Annotated in this window: 25 protein-coding genes; 19 read left to right on the plus strand and 6 right to left on the minus strand. The window is 59.8% G+C overall.

The window, feature by feature from the left end; translation table 11 throughout:
• The first annotated feature begins 154 nt into the window (after positions 1–154).
• Genes ACR3FB_RS00530 through ACR3FB_RS00540 form a run of 3 tightly spaced genes read left to right on the plus strand, consistent with a single transcriptional unit; the run spans position 155 to position 1243 of the window.
• Positions 155–484, plus strand: coding sequence for a metalloregulator ArsR/SmtB family transcription factor (locus ACR3FB_RS00530; RefSeq protein WP_170469519.1), 330 nt, complete (start codon positions 155–157; stop codon positions 482–484).
• Positions 472–900, plus strand: coding sequence for an SRPBCC family protein (locus ACR3FB_RS00535; RefSeq protein WP_480563304.1), 429 nt, complete (start codon positions 472–474; stop codon positions 898–900). The genes ACR3FB_RS00530 and ACR3FB_RS00535 overlap by 13 nt, the downstream gene beginning before the upstream one ends.
• Positions 901–922: 22 nt before the next feature.
• On the plus strand, positions 923–1243 hold the full coding sequence (locus ACR3FB_RS00540; RefSeq protein WP_480563307.1) for a YciI family protein: 321 nt from the start codon (positions 923–925) through the stop codon (positions 1241–1243).
• Positions 1244–1248: 5 nt separating this feature from the next.
• Here the strand turns inward: ACR3FB_RS00540 and ACR3FB_RS00545 are convergent, their stop codons facing one another.
• Positions 1249–2247, minus strand: a complete 999-nt coding sequence (locus ACR3FB_RS00545; RefSeq protein ID WP_480563310.1) for an asparaginase — start codon at positions 2245–2247, stop codon at positions 1249–1251.
• A 181-nt stretch (positions 2248–2428) separates the two neighbouring features.
• Here ACR3FB_RS00545 and ACR3FB_RS00550 point away from each other — a divergent pair, with 181 nt between their 5' ends.
• The 4 genes from ACR3FB_RS00550 (at position 2429) to ACR3FB_RS00565 (ending at position 5408) form a co-directional block, all read left to right on the plus strand.
• Positions 2429–2962, plus strand: coding sequence for an invasion associated locus B family protein (locus ACR3FB_RS00550; RefSeq protein ID WP_170376002.1), 534 nt, complete (start codon positions 2429–2431; stop codon positions 2960–2962).
• 147 nt (positions 2963–3109) lie between these two features.
• Positions 3110–3277, plus strand: coding sequence for a hypothetical protein (locus ACR3FB_RS00555; protein ID WP_170376001.1), 168 nt, complete (start codon positions 3110–3112; stop codon positions 3275–3277).
• Positions 3278–3394: 117 nt separating this feature from the next.
• Positions 3395–4585 (plus strand): dual-specificity RNA methyltransferase RlmN, encoded by a 1191-nt coding sequence (gene rlmN, locus ACR3FB_RS00560; protein WP_480563312.1) that lies wholly within the window; start codon positions 3395–3397, stop codon positions 4583–4585.
• Between the two features lie 199 nt (positions 4586–4784).
• On the plus strand, positions 4785–5408 hold the full coding sequence (locus ACR3FB_RS00565; protein WP_480563314.1) for a cytochrome P460 family protein: 624 nt from the start codon (positions 4785–4787) through the stop codon (positions 5406–5408).
• A gap of 2 nt (positions 5409–5410) precedes the next feature.
• On the opposite strand, the gene ACR3FB_RS00570 is transcribed toward ACR3FB_RS00565, so the two are convergent.
• The gene (locus tag ACR3FB_RS00570; RefSeq protein WP_480563316.1) at positions 5411–5749 is read right to left on the minus strand and encodes a hypothetical protein; all 339 of its coding nucleotides are present in this window, start codon (positions 5747–5749) and stop codon (positions 5411–5413) included.
• On the minus strand, positions 5746–6666 hold the full coding sequence (locus ACR3FB_RS00575; protein ID WP_480563318.1) for a DnaJ C-terminal domain-containing protein: 921 nt from the start codon (positions 6664–6666) through the stop codon (positions 5746–5748). The genes ACR3FB_RS00570 and ACR3FB_RS00575 overlap by 4 nt, the downstream gene beginning before the upstream one ends.
• A gap of 159 nt (positions 6667–6825) precedes the next feature.
• Between ACR3FB_RS00575 and ACR3FB_RS00580 the strand changes: the two genes are divergently transcribed.
• Positions 6826–7209 (plus strand): hypothetical protein, encoded by a 384-nt coding sequence (locus ACR3FB_RS00580; protein WP_170644204.1) that lies wholly within the window; start codon positions 6826–6828, stop codon positions 7207–7209.
• Here the strand turns inward: ACR3FB_RS00580 and ACR3FB_RS00585 are convergent, their stop codons facing one another.
• Both ACR3FB_RS00585 and ACR3FB_RS00590 read right to left on the minus strand, forming a co-directional pair.
• Positions 7210–8307, minus strand: a complete 1098-nt coding sequence (locus ACR3FB_RS00585) for a cystathionine gamma-lyase (RefSeq protein WP_480563320.1) — start codon at positions 8305–8307, stop codon at positions 7210–7212.
• Between the two features lie 3 nt (positions 8308–8310).
• Positions 8311–9153 (minus strand): LOG family protein, encoded by an 843-nt coding sequence (locus ACR3FB_RS00590; protein WP_480563322.1) that lies wholly within the window; start codon positions 9151–9153, stop codon positions 8311–8313.
• A gap of 79 nt (positions 9154–9232) precedes the next feature.
• Between ACR3FB_RS00590 and ACR3FB_RS00595 the strand changes: the two genes are divergently transcribed.
• From ACR3FB_RS00595 to dapD, 3 genes are all read left to right on the plus strand, one after another.
• On the plus strand, positions 9233–10144 hold the full coding sequence (locus ACR3FB_RS00595; RefSeq protein ID WP_480563324.1) for a threonine/serine dehydratase: 912 nt from the start codon (positions 9233–9235) through the stop codon (positions 10142–10144).
• Between the two features lie 44 nt (positions 10145–10188).
• On the plus strand, positions 10189–10788 hold the full coding sequence (locus tag ACR3FB_RS00600; RefSeq protein WP_480563326.1) for a GntR family transcriptional regulator: 600 nt from the start codon (positions 10189–10191) through the stop codon (positions 10786–10788).
• Between the two features lie 109 nt (positions 10789–10897).
• Positions 10898–11725 carry a 2,3,4,5-tetrahydropyridine-2,6-dicarboxylate N-succinyltransferase gene (gene dapD / locus ACR3FB_RS00605; RefSeq protein WP_170637832.1) on the plus strand — a complete coding sequence of 276 codons (828 nt, stop codon included), beginning with the start codon at positions 10898–10900 and terminating at the stop codon, positions 11723–11725.
• Positions 11726–11776: 51 nt separating this feature from the next.
• Here dapD and ACR3FB_RS00610 read toward each other — a convergent pair whose 3' ends face one another.
• A complete protein-coding gene (locus ACR3FB_RS00610) occupies positions 11777–12112 on the minus strand; it encodes a cupin domain-containing protein (protein ID WP_480563328.1) in 336 nt (111 codons plus the stop codon).
• A 98-nt stretch (positions 12113–12210) separates the two neighbouring features.
• Between ACR3FB_RS00610 and ACR3FB_RS00615 the strand changes: the two genes are divergently transcribed.
• The 8 genes from ACR3FB_RS00615 (at position 12211) to ACR3FB_RS00650 (ending at position 19993) form a co-directional block, all read left to right on the plus strand.
• A complete protein-coding gene (locus ACR3FB_RS00615; RefSeq protein WP_170706063.1) occupies positions 12211–12555 on the plus strand; it encodes a hypothetical protein in 345 nt (114 codons plus the stop codon).
• Positions 12556–12625: 70 nt separating this feature from the next.
• Positions 12626–14011, plus strand: coding sequence for a trypsin-like peptidase domain-containing protein (locus tag ACR3FB_RS00620; protein WP_480563330.1), 1386 nt, complete (start codon positions 12626–12628; stop codon positions 14009–14011).
• Between the two features lie 3 nt (positions 14012–14014).
• The gene (locus ACR3FB_RS00625; protein WP_480563332.1) at positions 14015–15328 is read left to right on the plus strand and encodes a replication-associated recombination protein A; all 1314 of its coding nucleotides are present in this window, start codon (positions 14015–14017) and stop codon (positions 15326–15328) included.
• Positions 15329–15422: 94 nt separating this feature from the next.
• A complete protein-coding gene (locus ACR3FB_RS00630) occupies positions 15423–16220 on the plus strand; it encodes a crotonase/enoyl-CoA hydratase family protein (RefSeq protein WP_425083743.1) in 798 nt (265 codons plus the stop codon).
• Between the two features lie 125 nt (positions 16221–16345).
• Positions 16346–17389 carry an RluA family pseudouridine synthase gene (locus tag ACR3FB_RS00635; RefSeq protein WP_480563334.1) on the plus strand — a complete coding sequence of 348 codons (1044 nt, stop codon included), beginning with the start codon at positions 16346–16348 and terminating at the stop codon, positions 17387–17389.
• Positions 17386–18057, plus strand: coding sequence for an HAD-IA family hydrolase (locus ACR3FB_RS00640; protein ID WP_480563336.1), 672 nt, complete (start codon positions 17386–17388; stop codon positions 18055–18057). Before ACR3FB_RS00635 ends, ACR3FB_RS00640 begins: the two co-directional genes overlap by 4 nt.
• A 4-nt stretch (positions 18058–18061) precedes the next feature.
• On the plus strand, positions 18062–18769 hold the full coding sequence (locus tag ACR3FB_RS00645) for an ATP12 family chaperone protein (RefSeq protein WP_425083740.1): 708 nt from the start codon (positions 18062–18064) through the stop codon (positions 18767–18769).
• A 207-nt stretch (positions 18770–18976) separates the two neighbouring features.
• Positions 18977–19993 (plus strand): amino acid ABC transporter substrate-binding protein, encoded by a 1017-nt coding sequence (locus ACR3FB_RS00650; protein ID WP_170375963.1) that lies wholly within the window; start codon positions 18977–18979, stop codon positions 19991–19993.
• Positions 19994–20104 lie beyond the last annotated feature (111 nt).

A 20104-nucleotide genomic window follows, 5' to 3' on the forward strand; every position in this document is an offset into this window, starting at 1 on the left:
TAAACTCACACATAACACCGTAACATGTGTCTTTGGAGCAGGTCTATGAACCTTTTCACATATACACGAAAAGAGGAGGCTCGGCTAATTTTCCTAATTGGCGCTGACAAAAGGTAGGCTTTCTTTAATTTAACATTTGTGTTAAATAATAATCATGACCGATCTTATTGCCGCCTTTTCCGCACTATCTGACCGCACTCGGTTCGCCATTGTTGAGCAGCTGATGGACGGCGGCGAACTGCCCGCCGGAGACCTGGTCGAAGGCAAAGGCATGTCAGGTGCCGCAATCTCGCGCCACCTGAAGGTGCTGCGCGAGGCAGGATTGGTGCAACAACGCGTGCTGGGCACCCAGAGGTTGTATTCCGTCCACTCCGAAGGCCTTCGTGCGATTGCCGAGTGGACGATCTCGAAACGGCAGTTCTGGGAAAGCAGTCTGGATCGTTTGGGTGACATTTTGGAAAGGGAAAATTCATGGCCGACCTGAAATTGGAGCGGGACTTTCCCGTCAGCCCAGAAGACCTTTTTGTTTGGGTGACAGATGGCTCGAAACTGCTGCAGTGGTGGGGGCCGGAAGGCATGCATGTGCCGGATCACAATCTGGATTTTTCAAGAACCGGCCCATGGTATTCGGTGATGGAAAACAGCGATGGGCAGCAATTCAAGGTTTCGGGACATGTCACGCATGTTGATCCTCCGAACTCGGTTGGCTTCACGTGGGGTTGGCATGGCGACCAAGATCAACGCGGGCCGGAAAGCCACGTGACTTTTTCAATAGCGGCAACCGAAACCGGCGCCCGACTTGTGATCGATCACCGTGAACTCGCGGACGCCGAGGCCGCTGAAAACCACAACACAGGCTGGACATCCTCGCTGCGCAAACTCGAAGCGCAGTGCCAATAGACTTCATTCAGGGAGGACCGAAATGCCCCAATATCTATTTGTTTATCACGGGGGCCACACCCCAACTGACCCATCAGAGATCGAGGCAACCATGGCCGCATGGGGCGCATGGTTTCAAAACATGGGCGAGGCTTTGGATATCCCGGGAAACCCGGTGGGCCAATCCTATACCGTCAGCAACGGCGGCGTTGTCGACAATGGCGGGGCTAACCCTGCCTCTGGCTTTACGGTGGTCAAAGCCGACAGCATTGATGCCGCGACCGAGATGGCCAAAGGCTGCCCGATGGTCATCAACGGATCTGGCTCGGTCGAAGTGGCGGAAATCCACGAAATCGAGATGTAGCTGCCTTAGTTCGGAAAGCCCGGCGCGGGTCGGATCACGCCGCATTCCAGTCCTCGGCGGCTGTATTGCGTGGCATTCATGAATTTGCGCGTGGCCGGGTGATCAGCCTCCAACACCCCGAGGCTGACCAGAATGGCCGCGATGGCGCATTCACTGGCGCGGGTGGTGCCATCGGTGATCTTCAGAGCAACGCCCATGCGTTGATCCGGCAGGATCGCGACAAAGACGGCTTCGGCCCCGGTCTTGATCGCAGCGCGACCGTTCATCGCGCGCATCAATTCGGTACAGGCGCGGGTTTCGCCCGCGACAAGCTCTGGGTGCTTGATCATCGCGGCGGTCAGCTGCTGCGCCGCATCGCTCGACCGGTCCGACCGATCAGCGGCTGAGGCAAACCACGCCATGGAACGCGCAAGCCCCACCAGTGAGGTCGCGAAATTCGGGGCCGAACACCCGTCGATGCCGTAGCCGGGGCTGGTCTCGCCGGTTGTTTCCTCAATGACGGACAAGCACGCTTGTTGAACGGGGTGGTCGATCTCAAGGTATTCCGGCCCGGCCCCCATATGCTGAGACAGGGTCAGAAACCCGCAGTGTTTACCCGAGCAATTGTTGTGGATTTGGCACGGCGTATCGTCGGCCAGAATAAGTCGGTCGCGAGCGGCGATGTCGGCGGGCTCTTGCGGACCGCAGCGCAGATCGGGCTCGGACAGACCCAGATGGTTCAGCCAGGCCGAGACGCGATCCGTGTGAATGGCGGCCCCGTTATGAGAGGCGCAGGCCAGCGCCAGATGTTCTGAGTTCAGCCCGTATTTTGCCGCAGCGCCCGACGTAACCAAAGGCAAAGCCTGAATCATCTTGGCTGAGGATCGTGGGTAGATTACTGCGTTCGGATCACCCCAGCTTTGCATGATCTGCCCGGTGTCATCGCAGACCACTGCATGGCCCAGATGCAGGCTTTCCAACAGATCGCCGCGCCACAGTTCTGTCATCGGGATGGGCTGCGTCATCTGGACCTCCGGATTTATGCGCAAAATTCTGCCAATCGCCCTTTCGCCTGTGGCGAAACCTGCGTTAGTGTGTGTATGTCGACAATCATCGGAATGCGCAACGTCTCCAAGACGAACTGGCAGGGTTCGCATGGCTTTCCGATGGGTATGAGGTAGAAGGTCGAGCTAGGAGGCTGGACAAATGGGATCAATGCTTACCCGCGTGCTTGCGGGTCTGTGTGTGGCGGGTATGGCCACAACTGCAATCGCACAGCAGGGGACAAGTACAAACCGCGTCGCGGCGAAAACGGATTGGAGCGTTTTTGTCGAGGATGATCCCACCGAATGCTGGAGCGTTTCGGCCCCCAAGGAAACTGTCAATACACGTGGTGGACGTGTCGTTTCCGTGCGCCGCAGCGATATCTTGCTGTTTGTCTTCTATCGCCCCAATGCCGAGGTCAAAGGGCAAGTGACATTTACCGGCGGTTACCCATTTGCGGCCGGTTCCACAGTGAACTTGGTTGTAGACGGGTCTGAATTCGAACTCTTTACCGAGGGCGAGTGGGCCTGGCCGGCGACTGCTCAGGACGATGCCAAGATCGTCACAGCGATGAAGCGCGGGACCGAGGCTGTGCTGACCGCACGCTCGGAACGCGGGACGCAAACCAAGGACACGTTCTCTCTGCTGGGCTTCACCGCCGCGATCGAAGACGCCGAGACACGCTGCACCAACTGATCTGTCGGGTCGCGATCACACGCGGCCCGTCTATTTTGCGGCTTCTCGCATAATTCTACCAAATATTCAGAAAGCTTGATCCGAATCAAAGCGCGTCCTTTTGGCATCTGAACTAATTTGTTCAGTAATAACAAAGGATGTCTGAATATGTTCGACAAAACTCTGATCACTCTGATGTTGGCTTCTTCACTGGTTCTGGCGGCTTGTGAAAAAGAGCCTGAAACCTACCCAATTACAGGTGAGGAATGCGGGCCTGAAGATCCGGTGAAAACGCTGGATGCCGAGGATTGCTTTATCCCGCCTGCAGGAGTCTGATCCGGCGACAAAAGCGCGTAAGGGTCAATACGATTCCTTTTGATCTTTGCGCGCGATCCTATATAGAGGCGCATCCCAATCCGGAATCCACCTGAGATACGCCCAGTAGGTACCCAAATGTCGCCCAAAGCGCCGATCACTCAAGACGTCATGACCATTCCCCGCAAACTGCCTGAGGGGAAGGTGAACCTTGTCGGCCTGACTCGCGATCAACTCCGCGCAACTCTGATCGAACACGGCACGCCGGAAAAGCAGGCCAAGATGCGGACTGGTCAGATCTGGCAGTGGATCTACCAATGGGGCGTGCGTGATTTCGCACTGATGACTAACCTGGCCAAAGCCTATCGCGCGCAACTGGCCGAGAGCTTTGTGATTGAAATTCCCGAAGTGGTAACCCGTCAGGTGTCCGAAGACGGCACGCGCAAGTACCTGTGCCGTATTGCGGGCGGGCATGAGGTGGAGGTCGTTTATATCCCCGAAGAGGATCGCGGCACGCTGTGTATCTCGTCTCAGGTGGGGTGCACGCTGACCTGCTCTTTCTGCCATACCGGCACACAGAAACTGGTGCGCAACCTGACTGCGGCCGAGATTGTGGGCCAGGTGATGATGGCTCGCGATGATCTTGAGGAATGGCCGACCCCCGGTGCGCCGAAGGATGAGACGCGCCTGCTGTCGAATATCGTTCTGATGGGCATGGGTGAGCCGCTCTACAATTTCGAAAACGTTCGCGACGCGATGAAGATCGCTATGGACCCCGAAGGGATTTCCCTGTCGCGTCGGCGGATCACTCTGTCGACGAGCGGCGTGGTACCGGAAATCGCGCGCACGGCCGAAGAGATCGGCTGCCTGCTGGCGATCTCGTTCCACGCCACCACAGATGAGACCCGCGACGTGCTGGTGCCGATCAACAAGCGCTGGAACATCGAAGAACTGCTGCAGGCGCTGGCCAGCTACCCCAATGTCTCGAACTCCGAGCGGATCACGTTCGAATACGTGATGCTGGATGGTGTGAATGACAGCGATGAAGACGCGCATCGTCTGATCGACCACATCAAGCGCCATAGGATCCCGGCCAAGATCAACCTGATCCCGTTCAACGAATGGCCCGGTGCGCCCTACAAGCGCAGCTCGAACAATCGTATCCGGGCCTTTGCGAATATCATCTATCAGGCCGGCTATGCTTCACCCATCCGCAAGACGCGCGGCGAGGATATCATGGCGGCCTGTGGTCAGTTGAAATCGGCAACCGAGCGTGCACGCAAATCGCGTAAACAGATCGAGGCCGAGGCCGGGTTGAGCGGTAGCTAAGCCACTTCTGCCAAGGGTTGCGGCGGTAAACTTAATGCTTCCGGTGCTGATTTTGTCTTCAATATTTGCTATGTGTTTGGGCGTCCGGTCCTGTTTCGGACGCTCGGCTTTCCCTTGAAACGCCGGGACTTTTCGCCGCGAGCCTATTTCTTCGCTACGCGCGGCATGTAGGCAAACTGATATTTCAGGTGAGCCCCAAATGATTGAACGACCTCGAAGTAAATTGAAAACCATTGCATTTGCAGTCCTATTTGTACCGCTATCTGCGGCGGGCGCTTTTGCGGAAGACCCCGATGCCCATCTGGCCATCGAAAATCCGGCCGAGTTGAGTAAGGACGAAGCCAACGCGCATTATCGCGCGCTGTCGAAACGCATGGCGCGTGGCTACGCGACCTCGCAGCTGGATCTCATTTTGAATTACCAAAGCTGGCCACTATTCAATGATGCGCCCTACATCTCGGCCACACATGGGCAGCGGTTCGTGAACAGCTACGCCAACCGCATGGCTTTAAACTATGGGACGCTGCAACCGGGTGAGCTTTTGCCCATGGGCTCGGTTCTGGCCAAGGACAGTATGACGGTAACCGATGAGGGTAAGGTCTACCCCGGCGCCATGTTCGTGATGGAGAAACTGGCCCAAGGTGCCAATCCCGAGACGGCAGACTGGCGATACATTATGGTACTGCCCGATGGGTCTTTGTTTGGCGACACTCTGGGCGATCGGTCCGGGGCCGTGGCCTATTGCCATGACTGCCACGTGCAGGTGGCCGACAGGGACTACACCTTCTACGTGCCAGAGGACTACCAGATCAAAGGTGAATAGGCCTATCCGCGACTAAAGCGGGCGGTTCCGATGACCTCGATCAGGTTTTGCCGGACCGGCTCAGGTTGCGCCTCGACCGCGTTCAGAACCTCACGCAGTTCAGCGCGTAGCCCGTGCATCTGGTCGATCAGAGAGATCATCATCGACAAAGCATCGGCCTCCATATCGTATTGCTCGTGCAGTTCGCAGGCCAGTTCCAGCCGGGCGACGTCGATGCTGTGGTAGACCACGCCTTGATCTGATTGCTCGGGGATCACGATCTCGGCGGCCAGATACTCGGTCAGGCGGTCCGCGGTCAGGCGAGTGATGGTTTCGATCAGTTCCTCTTCGGTCAGGGTCATGACGGCATTCCTTTCCGAGGATCATAGCGATGGGCGTCGCGCCATGTCTCCATGAATTGCTTGAGGTCGTCGTCGATCTGGTCGGGCAGTGCGACGGTGAGATCGATCAGTTGATCCCCCCGTTCGGACGAGCCGCGTTTTTTGACTCCCTTGCCCCGCAGGCGCAGGGTTTTGCCGCTGCTGGTGCCTGCCGGGACGGTGACATTGACGCCACCGTCGATTGTGGGGGCAGGGACTTTGCCACCCAAGACAGCCTCATCAATGGTGATCGGCAATGTGATGTGAATGTCATCCCCCTGCCGGTCGAACAACGGATGGTCCGCGACCGAGATCGTGACCAGCGCATCCCCAGGAGGCCCCTCACCATAGCCCGGAGCGCCCTTGCCTCGCAGCCGGATGGTTTGGCCCGTGGTGATACCCGCCGGGATTTTAACCTCGATCCGGTTGCCATCGGGCAGGGTAAGCTTTTGGCTGGCCCCAAACACGGCATCCAGAAAGCTGATCTGCAGCGAGTAGTTCGTGTTGTGACCCGGCGCATGGAATTCCTGTGTGCGCTGACCGCCAAACCCACCGCGGCCGCGCATGAATTCGGCGAAGATGTCTGACATGTCATCCGGGTCCGCCTGCCGTCCGCGATAGGGGTTTCCGGCGGCCTCGGCATAGTCGCGATAATATTGCTGTTGAGGGCGCTCCTGACCCGAAGCGTCAATCTCGCCATTGTCATAGCGGGCACGGGTTTCGGGGTCTTTCAGCAGATCGTAAGCAGCGGCGGCGGCTTTGAACTTGGCCTCGGCTTCGGCATCACCGGGTTTGAGGTCCGGGTGGCATTCCTTGGCGATGCGCCGATAGGCTTTTTTGATCTCGGCGGAACTGGCGTCTTTGGCGACGCCGAGGACGGAATAGGGATCGTCGCTCATCTCACCTCTCGCGGATGTGGGTCGGTCTGATCTTTATGAATGTGTTTTATCATGCGATTTCAACCGACCAAAAGGAAGAGGCAATTGAATTGGCTCGAAAAATCCTACAGGTTTGATAATATCTGCATGTCTGTACCTGTTCATACACGGAGAGCCTGAATGTCGCGCAGAATCAAATCCGCTCTGGCCCTGCTGGCCGGGAATGCCATCGGCCTGTTGCTGGCGTCGCTCATTTTGAACGGCTTTGCCATCAAGCCGATCTCATTCATCGTTGTGGTGCTTGTGTTCACCGTCGTTCAGGTGATTGCCGAGCCGCTGATCCTGAAGCTCGGGGAAAAGAAGGCGCCGGCGCTCAAGGGTGGGATCGCGTTGATCGTGACCTTTGTGGGTCTGCTGGTCACCGACCTGATTGCCTCGGGGCTGACGGTTGGAGGTGTTTCCAACCTGCTGGCCGCAACGCTGTTGGTCTGGCTGGGGGCGTTGATCGCCAGCGTGGTGCTGCCGATCTACGTGTTCAAAGAACTGCGCGAAGCCAAGAAATAGTCAGAGCGCGTTCAGGCTGGCCTCGAGTGCCTGCCAAAGCTCTTCAACCGGCTCACACCCGACCGACAGGCGGATAAAGGCGGGGTCGACAGCGTCACCCCACCGCGCGCGGCGCTCAGCCGAGCTGTGAACGCCGCCGAATGATGTGGCGGGCCGCAGCAAAGGGCAGGTGTTGATGAAGGCCTCGGCCTTGTCTTCGCTTTCCAGCGTCAGCGATAGCAGGAACCCGAACCGCGTGGTCTGAGCTTGCGCCAGCGCGTGGGACGGATCGTTCGGCAAGCCGGGATAGCGGATGTGCTTGACTGCCGGGTGTGCTGCCAGACGCTCGGCCAGTACCTGGGCCGAGGCGCACATGCGGTCAAAACGCACGTCCAGAGTCTCGAGCCCGCGATGCAGAAGCCATGCTTCGTGCGGTCCGGGGATTGAGCCTGAGACGCGGCGCCATTCCTCAACCTGCTCCATGATCTGCGCGTCGCGGCTGGCGACGTGGCCCATAAGCATGTCCGAGTGCCCGCCCATGGCTTTGGTGTCCGAGGACACGACCACGTCGATACCCAGATCCAACGGCCGCTGGCCCAGCGGTGTCAGGGTTGTGTTGTCGGCAATGGTGATGCCTCCGGCAGCACTAACCTGTTTGGCCACATCCGCAAGGTCAATCATGTCGAGGCCGGGGTTCGAAGGGCTTTCGACGAAGACCACGTCGATGCCCTCGAACCCTCCGTCGGCAAAGCCTGTGGTCGGCCGTTCTTCGACCACAACGCCCAGCCGGGACAGGAACCTGTCCGCCAGCAGGCGCGTCACGTAGTAGCCATCCGATGGGATCAACAGGCGCGACCCGGCCTGAACGGTTGCAAACAAAGCGGCCGAGATGGCCGCCATGCCCGAGGGGAAGCTGAGGCAGGGCGCGTCCTCAAGATGGGACAGCACATGTTCCAGATGCACCCATGTCGGGTTGTCGACGCGGCCATAGGTGGCATGCACATCCGGCAGGCCGGGCAGGTGGTACATGCTGCTTTGGGTTAGCGGCAGGGCGACTGGTTCGCCTTTTTCCAAAGCGTTGCCGCGCAGATGAAGCATCTCTCCGGGTTTGTGGACCATGGCTCAGCGTCCCGGAATGGCGTCGCGAGGCGGGGCGGGTTCCCAGTTGTCGATGATCTCAACCGCCTCCTGCGCAGTGTCGACAAAGCGGAACAAGTCGAGGTCTTCCTCCGAGATCGTGCCCGCATCGGCCAGTGCCGACCAATTGATGACCTTCTCCCAGAACTCGCGGCCAAACAGCAGGAAGGGCACACGCTCCATCCGCCCCGTTTGGATCAGGGTGAGGGACTCAAACAGTTCATCCATCGTGCCAAAGCCGCCGGGGAAGATGGTGATGGCGCGGGCGCGCATCAGGAAGTGCATCTTGCGGATGGCGAAATAGTGGAAGTTGAAGCTAAGGTCCGGCGTGACATAGAGGTTCGGCGCTTGTTCATGCGGCAGAACAATGTTCAGACCGATGGAGCAACCACCAGCATCTTGGGCGCCGCGGTTTCCGGCCTCCATCACGCCGGGGCCACCACCCGTGACGATGACGTTTTCGCGGCAACCCGTCTCGTTCGACTTCTCGGTCATAAGCCGCGCGAACTCGCGCGCCTCGTCATAGTATTGGGACAGACCGGCCAGCGTTTCGGTGCGCGCGGTGTGTTTCTGCGACGGTTCCGGAATGCGCGCGCCGCCGAACATGACGATGGTCGAGGTGATCTCACGCTCGCTCATGATCATCTCGGGTTTCAGCAGTTCCAGCTGCAGACGCACCGGGCGCAGCTCATCGCGGCACAGGAATTCCTCATCGGCGAAGGCAAGACGATAGGCCGGGGACCGCGTCTGGGGTGTGTCCGGCACCTCGCTCGCGGTCGAGCGGTCGGTCTGCGCGTCGCGGAAAGGGCTGTGGCGGTCTTCTCTCATTGGTGAACGATCCCTGCTTGCGTGTTTGACAAACAGCTATAGGGTTCGCGGGCAGAGTGCCAGTCACGGATAGACAAGAATGGATTGGAAGACGGAAATTCAGGCGGCGGCAGAACGCATTGCCGGTCACGCGCAGATAACCCCGGTGATGGAGAGCCAAATTCCCGGCTATCCGATCGAGCTGAAACTTGAGCAAATGCAGCACACAGGCAGCTTCAAGGCGCGCGGCGCGTTCAACACGCTGCTGAGCATGGAGGTGCCACAAGCAGGTGTTGTGGCGGCCTCGGGCGGTAATCACGGGGCGGCGGCGGCTTATGCGGCGCGTGCGCTAGGGCATCCGGCCAAGATTTTTGTGCCAGAGATCGCGGGCCCGTCCAAGATTGCCCTGATCGAACAGATCGGCGCGGATCTGAGCGTTGTGCCCGGCGAATATGCCAACGCGCTGGCGATGGCGCAGGCGCATGAGGACAAGACCGGCGCAATGCAGATCCACGCCTATGACGCGCCCGCCACAGTTGCCGGGCAGGGCACTTGCTTCGCCGAATGGGAGGCGCAGGGGCTGGAGGCCGATACCGTCCTGATCGCCGTCGGAGGCGGCGGCCTGATCGCGGGTGCTCTGGCCTGGTTTCAAGGCGCGCGCAAGGTCGTGGCGGTCGAGCCGGAAACCTCATGCGCTTTGAATGCCGCCTTGCAGGCTGGTGAGCCAGTGGACGTGTCGGTTTCCGGCGTTGCGGCCAACGCGCTGGGCGCGCGGCGGATCGGGTCGATCTGTTTTGAACTGGCGCAGGGTATGGAGTCGGTGCTGGTATCCGATCAGGCCATATCTGAGGCGCAGCGCGTATTGTGGCAAGCGCATCGCATCCTTGTCGAACCTGCCGGAGCGGCCGCCTTGGCGGCGCTGATGTCGGGGGCCTACACGCCAGAGCCGGGCGAACGCGTCGCCGTTCTGATCTGCGGCGGGAATATTGCGCCAGACCCTTTTTCAGGCTGAATTATCGCCTTGTGAAAACAGGTTGAGGATTTTATCTATAATTCATGAGCGCCACGATTGCCGATACAATCTACGAAAATCTCAGGCAGCAGATCATCACCGGTGATCTGAACGCCGGCGAGAAGCTGCGCCAGGATCACATCGCCAAAGCCTTTGAGACCAGCCATGTCCCCGTGCGCGAGGCTCTGCTTCGGCTCGAGGGGCATGGCCTTGCCAAAAGCGAACCGCGGCGCGGTATGCGTGTCGCTGTTCTCGACCCGGCCGAGGTGCGCGAAGTGGTCGAAATGCGCGTGGTGCTTGAACCTTTGGCCCTGCAACATTCCGTGCAGAACATGACGCCCGGTGATGTGAAGCGCATGGATGAGGCGCGGATTGCCTGTGACGAGGCGCAGACCATGCCGGACTGGGAAACACGTAACCGGGTCTTTCACCGGGCGCTCCTGACGCCCTGCGGCATGCCGCGCCTGCTGCACACGATTGATGACCTTCATATCGCCAGCGCTCGCCACCTGTTCGCCCATTGGCGACCCAAGTGGAGGCAGCGTGTCGACAAGGATCATCTTGCGATTGTTCAGGCGCTGAAACACAAGGATCTTGGCGCCGCAACGACCATCCTGATCCGGCATATCCGTCGCGCCAGCTGAGGCTCGGACGATTCCGCCGCAAAAGAGCCCCTGTTAGTCGCATTGCGCCGTGGGCTTGGCTTTCGTATAGGCCACACCGACACGAACAGATTCTGTAGGGAGACGCCCAATGTCCAATGCGCAACTGGAAGCCGCCATCGAATCCGCCTGGGAGGCGCGCGATACGATCACGCCCGCAACCACTGGCGAACAGCGCGAAGCCATCGAAGACACGCTGAACGCGCTGGACAGCGGCGCATTGCGCGTTGCCGAAAAGCTGGAGAGCGGTGACTGGCATGTAAACCAGTGGGCCAAGAAGGCGGTTCTGCTGGGCTTCCGTATCAAGGACATGGAAATTCAGACAGGCGGCCCTCAGGCCGGTGGCTGGTGGGACAAGGTGGACAGCAAGTTCGCCGGTTGGAGCGAAGACAACTGGAAGGCCGCCGGTTTCCGTGCCGTGCCCAACTGCGTTGTCCGCAAGTCTGCCTATATCGCGCCGGGCGCAGTGCTGATGCCTTCCTTCGTGAACCTCGGCGCCTATGTCGACGAAGGCACCATGGTGGATACATGGGCGACCGTCGGCTCCTGCGCGCAGATCGGCAAAAACGTGCACCTGTCGGGCGGCGTCGGGATCGGCGGCGTGCTGGAGCCGATGCAGGCTGGCCCCACCATCATCGAAGACAATTGCTTTATCGGCGCGCGCTCTGAGGTGGTCGAAGGCTGCATCGTGCGCGAAGGCTCGGTTCTGGGCATGGGTGTGTTCATCGGCAAATCGACCAAGATCGTCGACCGTGAGACCGGCGAAGTCACCTATGGTGAGGTTCCGCCCTATTCCGTGGTCGTTGCAGGCTCGATGCCGTCTAAGAACAACATCAGCCTCTATTGCGCGGTGATCGTGAAACGGGTGGACGAAAAGACCCGCTCGAAAACCGGGATCAACGAGCTGCTGCGTGACTAAGCGCACTTTATCAAAACGATTGGCCGCAGCCCAGTGCTGCGGCCTTTTTTGCTAGGCTTTGACCGGATAGCGGTCCGGCTCTTCAAACACGTCGATCACGCGTGAGCCTGCCTTGATCTTACCGCCATGCTCGACCCCGTCCGGGATGGAGTAGCTATCGCCGGGGCGATAGATTCTGGTTTCTTCCCCTATCGTCAGCTCTACCTCGCCTTCGATGACAGTGCCCCATTGGGCCTTATGGGCGTGCATCGGCAGTTCAAAATCCTTCAGGAAAGTGAAAAACGCGACCAGCCCGACATCTGAGCGGATCACAGCGGTTTGTACGACGTCCTCGGGGAAGGGAACGTCAAGGCTGGGAAAGTCGGTAATGAAATCTGGAAAGGTCATCAAACATCCCTAGTGGTTTGTGAAAATACCACTATGCAGAGTTGTCCACCCCTTGCAAATGCTTGACCGTGCAAAGGTGCAGAGCTATGGCCCCCTGCATGGAAAAGCAAAAGAAACCCTCTCGTCAGCAAGTCTATACCCTGCTCGTCCAGATCGGCCGCAAGGAGGGCGATGGCCTGCCGGATGGCGCGACCGGAGCGGCCCTGATGTGCTTTGCCAGCGGCGTGGATGAGGCCGAGGCCGTGCGTGAAACGGTTGCAATCCTGAAACAGGCTGACACGGCCCCTCTGGATGTGACCGGCTATGGCACATTGGCCGAGCGCGAGGCGCAGGGGCATGACATCGACCCTGATGAGCGCGCCCTGATGCAGCGGGCGCTGGACGAGAACGCCGTCATTGTCGCGCAGATGACACCGTTTTTTGACGAAGGTGAAAAAGGCTGACGACTGGCCTTCTTGCATTGACGATCCGCTCGGCGCATATCCAGAGGGCTTTACTGGATTGAGGTTCCTCATGCGTCGCTGGATTTTCATCGCTGTTTCGGTTGCCATGGCATCGTTCGCCCATGCCGAGACGCGCGTCCCTCAATCCCAAGCCGAAATCTCGCTTGGTTTTGCCCCCGTGGTGAAAGAGGCCGCGCCTGCGGTTGTGAATATCTATGCCAAGATCGTGCGGCAGGGGCGCTCGCGCCCGTTATTCTCGGACCCGTTCTTTCAGGACTTCTTCGGCCGCGGATTTGGCGAACCACAGCAGAGGGTCCAGAACTCGCTCGGGTCGGGGGTTATCCTGTCCGAGGATGGCTATGTGGTGTCGAATTACCACGTGGTTGGCTCGGCCACTGAAATCCGTGTGGTCACAACCGACCGGCGCGAATTCACCGCCGAGGTGGTTTTGGGCCACGAGGAAAGCGATATCGCGATCCTGCGGCTGGAAGAGGCTCAGGACCTGCCCTTCCTGAATATGCGCGATTCGGATCATGTTGAGGTGGGTGAATTGGCCTTGGCGATCGGTAACCCGTTCGGGATCGGGCAGACGGTATCCTCGGGCATTATTTCGGGATTGGCGCGCACCGGCACCGCGACCGGGAATGCGCGCGGCTATTTTCTTCAGACCGATGCGGCGATCAATCCGGGCAACTCGGGCGGGGCCCTGATTGACGTGAACGGCGATCTAATCGGGATCAACACCTCCATTCTGACGCGGTCTGGTGGCTCGAACGGGATCGGTTTCGCCATTCCCGCCAATCTGGTGGCCGAGTTCCTGCGGCAGGCGCAAGATGGCAATGACACGTTTGTCAGCCCATGGGCGGGCATGAGCGGCCAGCACATGAGCGCTGATATCGCCGAGTCTCTGGGTCTGGTGATCCCTATGGGCGTGGTGATCTCGGATTTGCACGACCTCAGCCCTCTGGCTGAGGCCGGATTGCGGGTTGGCGATGTGGTTACTCATGTGGACGGGGATGAGGTGAACTCTCCGGCTGAAATGAAATTCCGCATGTCCGTGGCTGGGGTCGGAGGCACATCCATTCTGACTCGGCTGCGCGGTGAGGAAAGCGACGACGTTGAAGTGGCGCTGATCCGCGCGCCGGATACGCCAGATGCCGAAAAGACGACCTTGGATGAAAGCACTGTACTGCCCGAACTGACCGTCTCGGGCGTCAACCCGGCTGTGATCATTGATCTGGGGCTTAAACTGTCCCAGTCCGGCGTTGTTGTTGTTAACCCCGGCCCATATGGCGCCCGTGCGGGTCTGCGTGCAGGCGATGTTCTGGAGGCGATCAATGGCGCAGACATCGCGCGTCCCAACGACGTGGTGCGCGCGCTGACCGATCCGGGGCGCAGGATCAACATGCTGATCCAACGTGGCGGCCGCAGCCTGTCCCTGCGATTCCGGCTGTAGCGCATGAGCGATCTTTTCGACACCGGGGCGGCCGAGCCTGCCGCGAACCCGCACCGCCCTTTGGCAGACCGCCTGCGCCCGCAAACGCTGGCCGAGGTGATCGGGCAAGAGCAGGTTCTTGGCCCCGACGCGCCATTGGGGGTCATGCTGGCCTCGGGCAGCCTGTCCAGTCTGATTTTCTGGGGGCCTCCGGGCGTAGGTAAAACGACCATCGCGCGGTTGCTGGCGCAGGAAACCGATCTGCACTTCGTTCAGATCAGCGCCATTTTTACGGGTGTGCCGGATCTGAAAAAGGTATTCGAAGCGGCAAAGATCCGGCGTCAGAACGGGCAGGGGACGTTGCTGTTCGTGGATGAGATCCACCGCTTCAACAAAGCGCAGCAGGACGGGTTTCTGCCCCATATGGAGGACGGCACCATCCTGCTGGTCGGGGCGACAACGGAAAACCCCTCGTTCGAGTTGAACGCCGCGGTTTTGAGCCGATCGCAGGTTCTGGTACTGGAGCGTTTGAGCCTTGCAGATCTGGAACGTCTGACCCAGCGGGCCGAAAAAGAACTGGGCAAAGCGCTTTCCCTCACGCCTGCCGCACGTAATGCGCTACACGAGATGGCAGATGGCGACGGGCGAGCTTTGCTGAACCTCATCGAACAGGTCGCCGCTTGGAAGGTTGACGCGCCGCTGGACCCGGATGCGCTGTCGACGCGTCTGATGCGGCGCGCGGCGAAATACGACAAATCCGGCGATGAGCACTATAACCTGATCTCGGCCTTGCACAAATCGGTGCGCGGTTCGGACCCGGACGCAGCGCTCTACTGGTTTGCACGGATGCTGACCGGGGGCGAGGACCCGCGCTATCTGGCCCGTCGCATTACCCGCATGGCGGTTGAGGATATCGGTCTGGCCGACCCTCAGGCGCAGGCGATTTGTTTGCAATCGTGGGAAACCTACGAACGGCTCGGCTCTCCTGAGGGAGAGCTGGCGCTGGCGCAGGCACTGGTCTATCTGGCGCTGGCCCCGAAATCGAACGGGGCATATGTGGGCTACAAGGCCGCGATGCGCCTGGCCAAACAATCTGGCAGTGAGCCACCGCCCAAGCACATCCTGAACGCGCCCACGTCGTTGATGAAGGATCAGGGCTACGGCGACGGTTACGCCTATGACCACGATGCAGAAGATGGGTTCTCGGGTCAGAACTACTTCCCCGAGACGATGAAGCGGCCTGTGCTGTATCGACCGGTCGAACGTGGGTTCGAGCGAGAGTTGAAGAAGCGGCTGGACTATTTCGCCAAGCTGCGTACGCAGCGCAACAGCGGGTAACGCAGGGTCAATTTCGTGCTGCCGTGGCGTCACAGGCGACAGGAGGCGCCCGTCCGGCTTCCCTTGGGTCAATGACCATGAGGGAGGACATGTCATGCCCGTTTCCATAGACAAAACCGAAGACGTTTGGACCATCATCCATGACCGGCCCGAGGCGCGGAACGCTGTTGACCCGGATCACGCGAAGGCTCTGGTGGATGCGTTTCTCGAGTTCGAACACGGCCCCGCAAAGGTTGCCGTTTTCTGGGGAAAGGGGGGCAATTTCTGTGCCGGGTGGGACCTAAAGTTGGCCGCCAGTCTGGCTGACCCTGAATTGGGTGAGGCCTACTACGAGAAACACAGTTTTCCTATCGGATCCGCCACCTCGATGCTCGGGCCAATGGGGCCATCTCGGCTGGAATTGTCAAAGCCAGTCATCGGAGCCATCGACGGTGCTGCCGTCGCCGGCGGGATGGAGTTGGCCTTGTGGTGCGACATACGGGTGATGGCTGAGACGGCTTACCTTGGGGTGTTTTGTCGTCGTTGGGGAATAACCCTGATGGACGGCGGCACAGTTCGCTTGCCGCGCTTGGTTGGGCAGGGCAAAGCGCTTGAGATCGCTCTGACCGGGCGCAAGGTTGAGGCTGAAGAGTGCTATCAGATCGGGTTGGCAGAGAAACTCGTGCCGCATGGAGAAGCGCGGGCCGCTGCCGAGGCTATGGCCTACGACATCGCCCGTTTCCCGCAGGAGGCTGTGCGGGCCGACCGACGCTCGATCATCGAAACGCGTGGGATGTCAGTGCGTGATGGGCTAAAGGTTGAATGGGCCAACGGTCTGGAAGCGATCCGGCGGGAGGGTACCGCAGGCGCAGGGCGGTTTCGAGACGGGGCCGGGCGACATGGGATTTCTTGAACATCTGAAACGCCTACGATTGCTTGACTCTCGACCCGTTGCAGGCCACAGACGCGCATGTTTTCTAAGGCAGTGGCAACAGGATACTCCGGGCGGATCGGCCGTGCGGGACAAGGGGCGATGGCATGAGTGGCGTGCAGATGATTACGGTCGCAGAAGGTGACGGAGATCAGCGTGTGGATCGCTGGCTGCGCCGCCTGTTTCCTCATGTCAGCCAGGGGCGGATCGAAAAGATGTGCCGCAAGGGTGAGCTGCGCGTAGATGGCAGCCGCGCCAAGGCCTCGACCCGGCTGGAGGTCGGGCAGGTCGTCCGTGTTCCGCCTCTGCCGGATGCCGATCACAAACCGGCTGAGGTGAAGCGCGGCGTGTCCGACGCGGATGCGAAGATGATCCAGTCCTGCGTGATCTATCGCGACGATCATATCCTCGCGCTGAACAAACCGCACGGCCTTGCGGTGCAAGGCGGCAGCGGCCAGACCCGCCACGTCGACAGCTTGTCTGAGGCTCTACGCTTTGGCTATGATGAGAACCCGCGGCTGGTCCATCGGCTGGATAAGGACACCTCGGGCGTTCTGCTGCTGGCCCGCACGCGAGAGGCCGCCAAGGGGCTGACTGCTGCCTTCCGCCACCGCGATACACGCAAAATTTATTGGGCGCTGGTCGCCGGTGTGCCGACGCCCTATCTCGGCGAGATCAAGACCGGTCTGGTCAAGGCCTCTGGTCATGGAAAACAGGGCGAAGGTGAGAAGATGATCCCCGTCCATATGGGTGACATCGATAGCACGCCGGGGGCGAAGCGGGCACATACCCATTACGCGACGCTCTATCGTGTCGCGGGCCGAGCCGCTTGGGTCGCGATGGAACCGATTACGGGCCGTACCCATCAGCTGCGCGCGCATATGGCCGCGATCGGGCATCCGATCATTGGTGACGGCAAATATGGTGGCTCGGGTCAGGAAAACCTTGGCGATGGCTGGGGTGCGCAATTGGGCGGGATCATCAGTAAAAAGCTGCACCTGCACGCACGGCGCTTGTCTTTCCAGCACCCGATGACCCACAAGCCGATCACGGTCGAAGCCCCGCTGCCCGAGCACATGAAGCACAGCTGGGAGACGTTTGGCTGGACCGAAGACCTTGCCGCCGACGACCCCTTCGAGGAGCTGCAATGAGCGCACCCCTGCGTTTGGTCCTGTTCGATGTCGATGGCACGCTGGTCGACAGTCAGGGCAGTATCGTTCATTCGATGACGGCCAGTTTTCAGGCCGCCTCGGTCGAGGTGCCAAGCCGCGAGGCCATTCTTTCGATTGTCGGTCTGTCGTTGCCTTTGGCCATTGCACAGCTTGTGCCACAGCAGTCGACGACGGTTCAAGCGCAATTGGTTGAAGGGTACAAACGGGCCTATCACGCATACCGGCTAGATCTCGGCGCCGCGAGTTCCCCCCTTTATCCCGGCGCGCGCGACGCGATTGAAGCCCTGCATGCAGTGCCAGAGATTTTGCTTGGCGTCGCCACGGGCAAATCGCAACGCGGTCTGGATGCGCTGGTCGAAGCGCATGGGTTGGAGCGCTATTTCGTGACCCGGCAGGTGGCGGATCATCACCCGTCAAAACCTCATCCGTCGATGGTTCAGACTGCGCTGGCGGAAACCGGTGTTGAGGCCGCGCACGCGGTCATGATCGGGGATACCAGCTTTGACATGGATATGGCCGCTGCTGCTGGCGTGACCGGGATCGGGGTGTCGTGGGGGTACCATGACACTGCTGCGCTAAGTGCGGCCTCTTGTGTGATTGAAACATTCGACCAGCTGCCGGATACGCTGGCCACTCTTTGGAAGTGAAGACATGAGCGACTGGAAACCGAAACGCTTTTGGACAAACAGCATCACGGTCGAGGCCGAGGACGGCTATACGGTCGAGCTGGATGGCCGCCGGGTCAAAACGCCGGCCAAGGCCGCATTGATTCTGCCGACCAAAGCGATGGCTGAAGCCGTTGCCGCTGAATGGGATGCACAAGACAAAGAGGTGGACCCGACCACCATGCCCTTTACCCGCTCGGCCAATGCGGCGATCGACAAGGTGCGCATCCAGCACGGCGAAGTAGCGGATATGCTGGCGGACTATGGTGACTCCGATCTGCTGTGCTATCGCGCCACCCATCCTCAGGAACTGCAGGAGCGTCAGGCCGCAGACTGGGATCCCGCGTTGGACTGGGCTGCCGAGACACTACAGGCACGTCTGATTCCCGTGGCGGGCGTCCTGCATCAGCCCCAATCAGCTGAGGCTTTGGCGCAGCTGCGTCAGCAGGTCCATGCGCTGGATGCGTTTCAGTTGGCGGCCTTCCACGATCTGGTCAGCTTGTCTGGTTCGTTGATTCTGGGATTTGCCGCGGCGCAGGACTGGCGCGAACCGGACGAGATATGGCGCATTTCGCGACTTGATGAGGCCTGGCAGATCGAACAATGGGGCCATGATGACGAAGCCCACGCCGTGGCGGAAACAAAGAAAGCCGCGTTTTTGCACGCCAAGACCTTCTTCGATCTCTCTGTTTGATCCTTCCAACGTTGGTTTTTTTACGCATCTGCCTAATCCAGAGGCGGAGACCCATCGTTTTCCCTGATCCGACCCTTGACGTTTGTTTATGAATGCGACCAAACTCAAGCCCACTAAAGGGGAGACACCTTTGGGGTAACCTTTCCGGCATCCACTATGCCGGGCAGAGCCGCCCATACCGGGGCGGAAAATCAGGAAGAGGTAAAAATGAAAAAATCCGTAATCTTGGGCGCGGCAACAGTGGCCGGTCTGGCTGCAGGTGCTGCCGCGGCGGGAACTGTAGACGACGTCAAGGCGCGCGGCACTCTGAACTGTGGTGTGACCACCGGTCTGGTTGGCTTCGCTGCACCTGACGCGAATGGCGAATGGAAAGGCTTCGACGTATCGCTGTGCCGTGCCGTTGCCGCCGCTGTTCTGGGTGACGCAAACGCAGTTGAATTCGTTCCGACCACCGGCAAGACGCGCTTCACCGCTCTGGCCTCGGGCGAGATCGACATGCTGGCCCGTAACACCACATGGACCTTCAGCCGCGACGTCGACCTGAAGTTCGAATTCACCGGCGTGAACTATTATGACGGTCAGGGCTTCATGGTTCCCAAGGCACTGGGCGTAAGCTCCGCCAAGGAACTGGACGGCGCAACTGTCTGCATCCAGACCGGCACCACCACCGAGCTGAACCTGGCCGATTTCTTCCGTGCCAACAACATCAGCTACGAGCCGGTTCCGATCGAAACCAACGCCGAAGCGCAGCAGCAGTACCTGGCTGGCGCATGTGACGTTTACACCACCGACGCTTCGGGCCTGGCCGCAACCCGCGCCACGTTCGAAAACCCTGGTGACCACGTCCTCCTGCCCGAAATCATCTCGAAAGAGCCGCTGGGCCCGCTGGTCCGTCACGGCGATCACGAGTGGGGCGATGTTGTCCGCTGGACCCTGAACGCTCTGGTTTCGGCTGAAGAGCTGGGCGTGACCTCGGCGAACATCGACGAGCTGGCAGCTGGCACCGACAACCCGGAAGTCAACCGTCTGCTGGGCACCGAAGGTACCCTGGGCGAGATGCTGGGTCTGGACGCACAGTGGGCCATGCGCGCCATCAAGGCGGACGGCAACTACGGTGAAGTGTTTGCCAAGAACATCGGTGAAGAAACTCCGATCGGTCTGGCACGCGGCCTGAACGCTCAGTGGACCGAAGGCGGCCTGCTGTACTCGCCGCCTTTCCGCTAAGACATCCACGGAAAAGGGCGCAGGACATCCTGCGCCCTTTTTCACTAAAGCTTACGCGAACGGACACAGAGCGGGGACAACCTCGCCATAAAAACAAAGTCCGCTAGCTAC

The organism is Ruegeria sp. AO1 (assembly GCF_056535985.1).